This window comes from Frankia sp. CcCS3 (assembly GCF_977927575.1).
Genome location: NZ_CDWRCL010000145.1, coordinates 1 through 9,881, shown reverse-complemented (window position 1 = coordinate 9,881; position 9,881 = coordinate 1). Strand labels below are relative to the sequence as shown.

Annotated in this window: 9 protein-coding genes and 2 pseudogenes; 5 read left to right on the top strand and 6 right to left on the bottom strand. The window is 72.0% G+C overall.

Annotated elements, in window-relative coordinates:
* Positions 1-441 precede the first annotated feature (441 nt).
* Complete coding sequence (gene cbiE, locus AC08OQ_RS13255; protein WP_476601505.1) at positions 442-1,944, top strand: precorrin-6y C5,15-methyltransferase (decarboxylating) subunit CbiE; 1,503 nt, start codon at positions 442-444, stop codon at positions 1,942-1,944.
* Positions 1,945-2,005: 61 nt separating this feature from the next.
* On the opposite strand, the gene AC08OQ_RS13250 is transcribed toward cbiE, so the two are convergent.
* Entirely contained in the window at positions 2,006-2,944 is a 939-nt protein-coding gene (locus AC08OQ_RS13250) for a FadR/GntR family transcriptional regulator (RefSeq protein ID WP_476601504.1), read from the bottom strand.
* A 382-nt stretch (positions 2,945-3,326) separates the two neighbouring features.
* Here AC08OQ_RS13250 and AC08OQ_RS13245 point away from each other — a divergent pair.
* From AC08OQ_RS13245 to AC08OQ_RS13235, 3 genes and pseudogenes are all read left to right on the top strand, one after another.
* Positions 3,327-3,728, top strand: a pseudogene (locus tag AC08OQ_RS13245) (hypothetical protein); the annotation flags it as partial.
* Positions 3,679-3,858, top strand: a pseudogene (locus AC08OQ_RS13240) (hypothetical protein); the annotation flags it as partial. The pseudogenes AC08OQ_RS13245 and AC08OQ_RS13240, both read left to right, overlap by 50 nt.
* Positions 3,859-4,144: 286 nt before the next feature.
* The gene (locus AC08OQ_RS13235) at positions 4,145-4,831 is read left to right on the top strand and encodes a hypothetical protein (RefSeq protein WP_476601503.1); all 687 of its coding nucleotides are present in this window, start codon (positions 4,145-4,147) and stop codon (positions 4,829-4,831) included.
* 39 nt (positions 4,832-4,870) lie between these two features.
* On the opposite strand, the gene AC08OQ_RS13230 is transcribed toward AC08OQ_RS13235, so the two are convergent.
* The 4 genes from AC08OQ_RS13230 to AC08OQ_RS13215 form a co-directional block, all read right to left on the bottom strand.
* Positions 4,871-5,287 (bottom strand): CAP domain-containing protein, encoded by a 417-nt coding sequence (locus AC08OQ_RS13230; protein WP_476605388.1) that lies wholly within the window; start codon positions 5,285-5,287, stop codon positions 4,871-4,873.
* A gap of 583 nt (positions 5,288-5,870) precedes the next feature.
* Positions 5,871-6,737: a 5-oxoprolinase subunit C family protein gene (locus AC08OQ_RS13225; RefSeq protein WP_476601501.1), complete on the bottom strand. Its 867-nt coding sequence runs from the start codon at positions 6,735-6,737 to the stop codon at positions 5,871-5,873.
* 24 nt (positions 6,738-6,761) lie between these two features.
* Positions 6,762-7,454, bottom strand: coding sequence for a 5-oxoprolinase subunit B family protein (locus tag AC08OQ_RS13220; RefSeq protein ID WP_476601500.1), 693 nt, complete (start codon positions 7,452-7,454; stop codon positions 6,762-6,764).
* 10 nt (positions 7,455-7,464) lie between these two features.
* Positions 7,465-8,370, bottom strand: a complete 906-nt coding sequence (locus AC08OQ_RS13215) for a LamB/YcsF family protein (protein WP_476601499.1) — start codon at positions 8,368-8,370, stop codon at positions 7,465-7,467.
* A gap of 58 nt (positions 8,371-8,428) precedes the next feature.
* Between AC08OQ_RS13215 and AC08OQ_RS13210 the strand changes: the two genes are divergently transcribed.
* Positions 8,429-8,773 carry a DsbA family protein gene (locus tag AC08OQ_RS13210; RefSeq protein WP_462186023.1) on the top strand — a complete coding sequence of 115 codons (345 nt, stop codon included), beginning with the start codon at positions 8,429-8,431 and terminating at the stop codon, positions 8,771-8,773.
* A gap of 72 nt (positions 8,774-8,845) precedes the next feature.
* Here AC08OQ_RS13210 and AC08OQ_RS13205 read toward each other — a convergent pair whose 3' ends face one another.
* Positions 8,846-9,730 (bottom strand): pirin family protein, encoded by an 885-nt coding sequence (locus tag AC08OQ_RS13205; RefSeq protein ID WP_476605387.1) that lies wholly within the window; start codon positions 9,728-9,730, stop codon positions 8,846-8,848.
* Positions 9,731-9,881: the final 151 nt, after the last annotated feature.

Genomic DNA, 9,881 nt, shown 5'->3' with positions numbered 1-9,881 from the left:
CCCGCTTAACGTCGAAGAGCCGCCATGTGAGAATTTACCCGGCCATCCTATGCGCAGGTCTCGGAGCGATCCTGGTACCCTGGCGTACAGATGTCTGCTCTTCCTGTTCCTGGGTCCGTCTGCGATCCGGACTTCGAAGGCCACACCGATCGCGGAGCCGGCGTGCAACGTGTCGGGGATCGCATTTCACTAGGAATTGCTACCCGATACGGTGGTGATTTTCCATCCCCTGGCCGTCGGTGGCCTCCGTGCCCGGCGGCGGCTGATATACCCGCGACCCGCCGCGGCTCGGTGGGACGCGGTTGCGCGGCAGGTGGCGGAGGTCGCCGACCAGGTCTGTCCGGACGAGGCGCACAGCTATTCTTGATCCTCCTGACCGACGCGCTACGCTCGCCTGTTGTGTCTGATACTGCCGCCACGTCGGCGACCGATACTGCCGCCATGTCGGCGACCGCGCCCGGATCCGGTGACGTCACCAGATTCGGGTCCCCCGGGCCGGTGAGCTCCGCCGACATCGGTGCCGACTCCAGCTCCGCCGACATCGGTGCCGACTCAATCCCCTCCGCTGTGCGCGTCACCGTGGTAGGTATCGGGGCCGACGGCTGGGCGGGGCTGGCGCCGACGGCCCGTGAGGTGGTGCGCGGGGCGGCCGTGCTGTTCGGCGCCGATCGCCAGCTTGCCCTCGTGCCCGAAAGGATCGACGGCCAGCCCGTCGGAGGCCGGCGGGTGCCGTGGCCGTCCCCGCTGCTGCCGGCCCTGCCCCGCCTGCTGGCCGGGCACGCCGGCACCGGCGGTCAGGCGGGGCGGGGTGAGCTCTGTGTTTTCGCGAGTGGTGATCCGATGTTCTTCGGGATCGGCACCACTCTGGTCCGGCTGCTGGGAGCGCACCGGGTGCGGGTCCTGCCCCATCCTTCGTCGCTCTCCCTGGCTTGCGCGCGGCTCGGGTGGGCCGTGGACGACGTCGACGTGGTGAGCGCGGTTGGGCGCCCCCTCGCGCAGGTGCAGGCCGCACTGGCGCCGCGTCGACGGCTGCTCGTCCTCAGCTCTGACCGGGCCACGCCCGTCGAGCTCGCCACCCTGCTCGTCGGGCGCGGGTACGGCGAGAGCCTGCTGACGGTTCTCGACCGGCTCGGGGGGCCGGACGAGGCGCGCCAGAGCGCCCCCGCCTCCGCCTGGGTCGAGGCCGGTGCCCGGGCCTGGGCCGCCGTGGAGCACCCGGGCGGGGCCGCCTCGGTCGTGCCGCAAGGGTCGGTCGTGCCGCAGGTGCCGTTGCGCGAGCCGGCGGACCTCAACGTCGTCGCTGTCGAGCCGGTGCCCACGCCGTCCGCCCCGCACCGCCCGCGGACGCCGGGCTTGCCTGATGACGCGTTCGAGCACGACGGTCAGCTCACCAGGCGGGAGATCCGGGCGGTGACCCTGGCCCGGCTCGGACCGGTCCCGGGCGAACTGCTGTGGGACGTCGGATCGGGCTCGGGCAGCATCGCGATCGAGTGGATGCGCACCCATGGCACCTGTCGTGCGATCGCGATCGAGCCGCGGGCGGAGCGCGCCGACCGGATCCGGCGCAATGCCACGGCTCTCGGCGTGCCGGCGCTGCGGATCGTGCCCGGCCGGGCGCCCGAGGCCCTGGCCGGGCTGCCGGCGCCGGATGCCGTCTTCATCGGGGGCGGCCTTACGACCCCCGGGCTGCTCGACGCCTGCTGGGCGGCGCTGGGCGGACGTGGCCGGCTCGTCGCCAACGCCGTCACCCTCGAGTCCGAGGCGCTCCTCGTCTCCTGGCACGCCCGCCTGGGCGGTGATTTGGTCCGGTTGTCAGTGAGTCGGGCGGTCCCGATCGGTGGCTTCACCGGATGGCGCCCGGCGAGGCCGGTGACCCAGTGGACGGTGTGGCCCGCCGCCCACCATCCGTCGGTCCGTCGATCCGTCGAAAATGTGGAGGGTTAATGCACGGCCGGCGGCCTGGAAACCGTGACCAACCCTCCACAGTTTGATTCAGCAGTTTGATTCAGCTGAGCAGGTCCAGCACGCACCGGTCGGCCGGACCGCCGGGGATCGCGTGGTCGGGGGCGGCGAGGTGCCGGTGCCAGAGATCGGCGGCGCCCTGTGTGTCGCCGGCCTCGATGAGGTCGATGAGCGTGGCGTGTATCCGGCGGGTCGCACGGGCGGACGATCGGTCATCGGTGGCGACCGCGGCGAGACTGGTCTCCTCCGGACGGTTGTCGGCACCGGGGCGACCGCCGTGGCTGTTCGTGAGCTCCACGAGATGCTGGAGCATCCCGGTGATCACGGTCAGTGTCTTGTTTCCGGTCAGCTCCACCACGGCCAGGTGAAAGGCGGCCTGGGCCGAGGCGAGCGCGACGGGATGGTCGGCGGCCTCGTCACCCTCGTGGAGGAGCTGGCGTAGCCGGGCGACGTCGGCGGGATCACGCCGTTCGGCGAGCAGCGCCGCGCACGGCGGCTCGACGACGGCACAGGCCTGGTGGACGTCGCCCAGGGCGGCGCCGCGGTGTTCGAGGACGAGACCGGCGTAGCGCGCGGCGACCTCGGGGCTCGGGGTGGGGACCCGCGCGCCGCCGTGGGCCCCGCGCCGCACGAAGATTAGCGCCTCCGCCTCCAGCACCCGGAACGCCTCGCGCAGGGTGGGGCGCGAGACCCCGAACTGCGCCATCAGCGTGGGTTCGGGCGGTAGGGCGTCACCCTCGCTGAGCTCGCCGCGGATGATCCGCCGCCGCAGCTGGCTGGCGACGAGTTCCGCGGTCTTGGGTACCCGCACCCGCTGGCCGACCGGGGACGCGGCGGCCGAACCCGGCGTGGCCGAGACCGGGGCGGCCGGGATGTGGGCGGGCGAGACCGGGGGCTCCGGGTCCGGGGTGGCCTCCGTGGTGGATGCCCCGGCGACGGACGTGCCCGGGATGGTTCCCGCCGGAGCGGCTGGCCATGCCATGAGCGGTCCTCCTGCACAGCGAGCGTCGATCGTTGCCTAATGATCGTCGGATATCGGTGGACTGTGTGGCATATTTATGTTAACAGACGGCGATTCGTCCGGATTGTCGACATCGTGGCCTCAACATCATGCTTGGCGAAAGGGCGCGCCCGATCCACGGCATGACACCGACGTGGCCTGACGTGGTAGGGCCTGACGTGGGATGAGTGCACGATGGGTACCGTCTCGCCGGGCTTTCAGGGCCGTCGGCGGTCCGCGCCCCCGCGCCTTCCTCCTGGTCAGTACCTGCGTGAACGCGGCGATCAACATCCTCCGGAGTAGTCACGTCTGCGGGCCGAACGGCTTCTTGTCGGCTTGGTCTCGCTTTCAACGGTGATTTCCGATGTATGGTCTACTGGAACATTTGTCGGTCCCGGTGGGGAGCGCCCGCGGACGCGGTCGCCTGACGATCGACGACGGTCCGCATCCAGTGTGGACACCGCGGATGCTCGACGTCCTGCGCCGGGCTGGACCGGCTGGCCCGCGGGTTGAAGAACGTCACCGACTCCCGCACGGGCACGCGGAAGGGCCGCCGGGGCGGCTTTCCCCGGTTCAAGAAACGCGGGAAGGCCCGCGACTCGTTCCGCTACACCACCGGCGCCTACGGGCCGGCTGGGGATCGGCACGTGAAGCTGTCCCGGATCGGCCGGGCAGTGCCGGTCGCCGTAGACGCGCCGCCACCCTCGGTCGCCTCCATGCCCGCGTCGCCTACCAGCGCCGCGACGGGCTGCGCAAGCTTACGACCAGGCTTACGACCAGCCATGACGGCGTGGTCGTCGAGGACCTGCACGTGGCCGGGCTCGAAGACCTGTTCCGGCTGTGGCGGGCGAAACCCAAGCCTCACCCTGTCGGACCGTATCTTCGCCTGCCAGTCCTGCGGGCTGATGATCGACCGTGACGCCAACGCCGCGGTCAACCTGAAGCACCTCGTCGCCGCCAGTACGTCGGAGACGGTAAACGCCCGTGGAGGCGCCCAGCCGTTCAGTCATCGCACACCGGCGCAGATCCGGGCCGAGATGGTCCGCGCCCAGTCGGTCATCGTCGACGCGGGCGGGAAACCGCCCGGCTCTTCCGCGCGCCGGGTGGTGACTGGTCGCCGGCGAGGGTTCATCGGCACCGGGCGGGGCACGTTCCTGGCGTTGGCCACGGAAGGAGCTCCCGATGACCCACGTCGCCGACATCGACTCCCCCTGGTTGGGCGCCTGGCACATTCCCCGCAGCCGGGGTGCGGTCAGTGGTCTGCTGCTGATGCTCTTGGGAGTGTGGGGGGCGCTGATTCCGTTCATCGGGCCGTACTTCGACTTCGCCTTCACCCCGAACAGCGCCTGGACCTGGACGTCGGCCCGTTTCTGGTTGGAGGTGCTGCCGGGTGCCGCCGCGTTCGTCGGTGGGTTCCTGCTGTTGATGAGCTCCACTCGGGGCACCGCCGCGCTGGGTGCGTGGCTCGCGATTGTCGCCGGCGCCTGGTTTGTCGTCGGCCCGACGCTGGCGGGCCCCTGGGGCCTCGGCGCGCTCGGCCGGCCGGTCGGTGGGTCCGCCCGGCAGGCGCTCGTCTGGATCAGTTTCTTCTACGGCCTCGGCGCCGTGATCCTCTTTCTCGGTTCGACCGCGTGGGGTCGGCTGAGCGTGCGGGGGGTGCGCGACGTGGCCGCGGCGCGCCGTCAGCGGGAACTCCGGGAGCAGGCGGCCATGCGCCCGGGCCCCCTGGCGGAGCCGGAGGTCTATCCCAGCGACCGCCTCAGTGCCTCGGTCCCGGCCGAGGGCGTTCCGGCCGAGGGTGCTCCGGCCGAGGGAGCCGAGGAACGCACGGGCGCGTTCGGCCGTCATCGGCGCCGCAGCCACCACTGACGGAAGGATCCGTCGGGAGGAACAGGGGAAGCGTGCGTCTCAGGGCCGGCCGTGCGCCTCAGGGTGGGCTGAGCGTCTCGACCCGGAGTGGTTTCGTGGGTCGGCACCGGCGAAGTCCTGCGTCCAGTAGGTGCCGTACGCGCCGCCGGTGGTGTAGCCCACGCCGATGGCGGTGAAGGCACAGGTGAGGATGGTCGTCCGCCGATCGGCCCTGTCCATCCACATCTGCACGGTCCGAGCCGCGGTGAGCGATCTGGCGGCGATGTTCTCCCCGATGAGATCGGCGGTGTACCCGTTGGCGGCCAGCCGCTTGTCGAGGCCGCGACCGTCCCTGCCGGTGTAACCGAAGTAGCCGTTCGCCGCCATGTCGGCGCTGTGCGCCTGCGCCGCGGCTGCCAGCCGGGCGTCGACCGTCAGCGCGCCGCAGCCCGCTCGGACCCGCTCGATATTGGTCAACCGGACCACCTCGGCGGCCTCGGTGCCGGTCCGGGGCGGGGCGACGGGCGGCGTCCGCGTCGAAGCCGGAGCGGGAGCGGGGGCGGGGGCGGGGGCGCTCGTGCCCGGTGCGACGAGGGGCGCCTGCACCGGAACCGGCAGGCGGGCATCGTCCGGCAGGCCCGCGGGCGGTTCGTCGGTCCGTGGCGGTAGCGGGGCCGTGGCCGTGGACAGGCCGGACGACGCCGTCGGCGATGTCCTCGCCGGCTCCGCGACCGGTTCCGGGTGCGGCTGCGTGGTGGTTGGGCGAACGACCCCGCGGTGAGCTCCGTGTGCGCCGCCCCGGACGGGTGCGGCGGGATGGGAGTCGCGGCGATCGTGATCTCCTGGTCGGCCCGGGCTCCCGTAGACGGCGTCGCCGACGCTGCCTTGCCGGCGGGAAACGCCTGGCAGGCCGTGGTGAGCGCCGCTGCGAGGGCGGCCACGGACGCGGCGGCGATGACGGTCGTGAATCGAACCGAACCCATAAGGCCTCCTCGGGTCTCCCCCCCCGGGAGCAATACGAGCAAAGATAACGAATTTCGCGGGTGGCGCTCCTCGCCTGTCATCTTGTGGTCCAGCCGTGGTAAGGCTGGAACCGGATGCGCTGGCCGGGCCGGCATTGCGCGGCCAGGTGCAGATCCTCGGACGCGACGACGCCCAGCATGGGATAACCCCCGGTGACCGGATGGTCGACGAGGAAGAGGACCGGCCGCCCGTCCGGGGGGATCTGGATCCCCCCGGTGACGACGGCCTCCGAGGGTAGCTCCGCGGTGATCCGGCGGCGTGGCGCCGGCCCGAGGAGCCGCACGCCGACCCGGTCGCTCTGGGCCGTCACCTCATAGGACGCGGAGAACAGCGTGGGCAGCGCGTCCGCGGTGAACCAGTCGTCGCGGGGGCCGGCGAGGACCCGCAGGGTCGGTTCGTCCGGGTACTGGGCGAGCGGGGCGAGGTCGACGGTCGGCGGGTCCGCGCTGTCGGCCGCCGGCGGCAGCTGCCGACCGGCGGTCAGCGGTTGCGGACCGATCCCGGAGAGGGTGTCACTCGATCGTGAGCCGAGCACCGGCGGGACACCGATCCCCCCGCGAATTCCGAGGTAGGTGCGCAGGCCCCGATCGGGTGCCCCGATCCGCAGCAGCGCGCCGGCGGGCACGTCCACCGGGGAGTACATGCTGATCTGGCGACCGGCGAGTTCCAGCGGGCACGGCGCGCCGGTCAGCGCGATCAGCGCCGGATCCGTGAACCGTGCGATGAGGCCGCCGTAGGTGAGCTCGACCGCCGCCGCGGTCGCGACGTTGCCGACGAGCCGGTTCGCCAGCAACAGACTGCGACGGTCGGCAGCGCCGGACCGGGTGATGCCCAGGTGCGCGAGCCCTGACCGGCCGAGATCCTGGACCGTGGCGAACGGGCCTGGTGCGACGATTTCGATCATGAAATCTTGATCATGATATTTCGATCACGACACCGCCCGGGCAGCGTCGGCGTCGGCGATGGCGTCGGTGATGGTGATGGTGATGGTGATGAACCGCACCCGCGTGCCCGGGGCCAGCACGGCGGGCGGCTCCCGGCCGGGATCGAAGACCCGCAGGTCGGTATGGCCAATCAGCCGCCATCCGCCGGGCGAGGTCCGCGGGTAGACGCCGCTGAACTCGTCGGCGATGGCGACCGCGCCCGCGGGGACCCGGGTGCGCGGGCTGTCCCGGCGTGGCACGCGCAGCGCCGGGTCGAGGCCCGCGATGTAGGCGAAGCCGGGAGCGAAGCCACAGAACGCGACCCGGTGCCCGCCACGTACGTGCCGGTCCACGACCTGCGCCGGAGTCAGTCCGCTGAGCCGGGCGACCTCGGCCAGATCGGGGCCGTCGTAGCGCACCGGTATCGTCACGACGTCCCGGTTGAGCGGGGGACCGGCCTGCGGCCCGGGGCCGGGCGTGCCGGGCTGAGCCCCGGCGGCGCGCAGCAGGGCGGCGCTCAGGCGCCCGGCGTCGGTCGCCGCGGGATCGAACGCGACCAGCACCGTCCGCGCCGCGGGAACCAGTTGGATGATCCCGACCGGGGCGATCCGCCGCAGCCGCGCGTAGAGGGCCTCGGCCTCGGCCAGGCCGGCCACCTCGATGAGCAGTGCCTCGTCACCGCAGGGCAGGATGCGCATCGCGATCCTCTCAGCTGAACGGGATCAGGGGGACACCCGCGTCGAGCAGGGCCTGGCGTAGCCGTCTGACCAGCTCGACCGCGCCCGCCGTGTCCCCGTGCACGCAGAGAGAGCGGGCGCCGACGTCCACCGGTGTGCCCTGCCGGCTGACGACCACGCCCTTGACCGCCATCCGCACGCCGCGCGCGACGACGACGTCGGGATCGTGCAGGACGGCGTCGGCCGTGCGCCGGGAGACCAGAGTGCCCGCGGCCGTGTAGGCGCGGTCGGCGAACGCCTCGCCGACCGCGGTCAGGCCGGCCTCGCTCGCGCGCCGCAACCACGCCGATCCGGGCAGGCCCAGGACCGGCAGCGTCGCGTCGTAGCAGCGGATGGCCTCGACGACGGCCTGCGCCTGCTCCTCGTCGGTGACGATGGCGTTGTAGAGGGCGCCGTGCGGCTTGACGTAGCGGACCCGGTCGCCGGCCGTCCGGGCGAAGGCGTCCAGCGCGCCGAGCTGATAGAGGACGTCGTCACGTAGATCGTCGGGGTCCATGTCGATGCGGCGGCGACCGAAGCCGGCGAGGTCGCGGTAGCTGACCTGGGCGCCGATGCGGACTCCGCAGCGGACCGCCTGCTCGCACGTCCGCCGCATTGTCGCGGGGTCACCGGCGTGGAACCCGCAGGCGATGTTGGCGCTGGTGACCAGGTCGAGCAGGGCTTCATCCTCGGTGAGGCGCCAGACCCCGAAACCCTCGCCAAGGTCGGCGTTGAGATCGAGGGGACGCGGCGGATCCGCCGGAGGCGGTGGTGCGGCGGGATGTGCCTGTCCGGCGGGAGGCGGTGGCTCGGCCGGGTTCGGCGGATCGGCCGCCCCGGTGGTCGCCCAGTCCGGCCGAGGTCGCTCCCGCCTGCCGGGATCTCGCTGGTCGCCCATGCTGCCAATTGTTCACCACCTCGGCACTGGCGATCCGCCCCCGTCGGCACGGTGGCGGGTGGGGGCGCGACGGGGTGGTCATAATCGTGACCTGGCCGGATCCACCCTGACCGGGACCGCCGCTCCCGCGGTGCCGATCGGCCCGTTCCGCCATTCCCGCGGGCCGGCCGACGCCCCGGTCGTCGTCGTCGAGTATGCTGACTTCGAATGCCCGTACTGCGCCCGGGCGGCTCCCGTCCTGCACGAGTTCACCGAGACCTCGCAGGGGCAGGCCCGGCTGGTCTTCCGGCACTTCCCGGTGTTCGACGTCCATCCCTACGCGCTTACCGCGGCGCACGGGCGGTTCTGGGAGATGCACGACCAGCTCTTCGCCCATCAGGACCGGCTGGCCGTCGGCCGGTGAATTTGGGGGACCTGAGCACGGTCTGCGGTCCCTGGACCGTGCCTGGCTCCCCACAATTCGGCTGCCGCGCGATCATGCCAGACCGGACAGGTCGGATAGGTCGGACAGGTCGGCCAGATCGGCGTGCATCTCCCAGACCAGGATCTCGGCGGGAGCCGAGGCGCTGACCCGCTGACCGCCGGTCGCGGTGAACCGGACCGCGTCCCCGGCGCGCAGCACACCCGTCCCCTCCAGCGTCACCTCGCCCTGCGCCACGAACAGGTGCAGGTAGGGAGCCTCGGGAAGCCTGATGTCCCGACCGGGGCTGAGCCGGGCGGCGCACAGGGCCGCGAACCGGTTTCTGATCGTGATCGCGCTCTGCCCGCGGTGCCTGGCCATCCCGGACGCCACCGGTACCAGGCCGCCGCGTAGCAGCTCGTCGTCGATCTCCAGCTGCTCGTAGCCGGGGTCGATGCCCCGGCGGTCCGGTGCGACCCACATCTGGACGAAATGCACCGGCTCGTCATGCGGCTCCCCGCCGCCGTCGAGACGCCAGGAGTCGTTCTTCTCCGAGTGCAGGATCCCGCGACCGGCGCTCATCCGCTGCGCGAGTCCCGGGTAGATGACGCCGGAGTGGCCGGTGGAGTCCTGGTGCACGAGCGATCCGCGCAGGACCCAGGTGACGATCTCCATGTCCCGGTGCGGATGGGTCTCGAACCCGGTCCCGGCAGCGACCGTGTCGTCGTTGTTCACCAGCAGCAGACCGTGGTGGGTGTTCGACGGATCGTAGTGATGGCCGAACGAGAAGGAATGGTGGGAGTCGAGCCAGCCGACGCGCGTCGCCGCTCTGTCGTCCGCCCGGCGAATGTCGATCCGCGGCTGTGGCCGCGGGCGCGGACCCGCGGAGGGGGGTGTGGCGGTAGAAGGGACCGCGGTCGGTGGGGTGGACGACCCGGGGGAGGACGGCGTGGCCCTCATGGTGAACCCTCCTTCACGGTAGGCAGGACGATGCCTGCGCAGTCCAGCGTCGTCGGGGCCACGGACATTCCACGGCTCGCGTCCCGCCCAGGCAGATGACCCGCCGGTTAGTACTCCAACCCGACTTTTGTGATCAGTTGCGGCCCGTGGG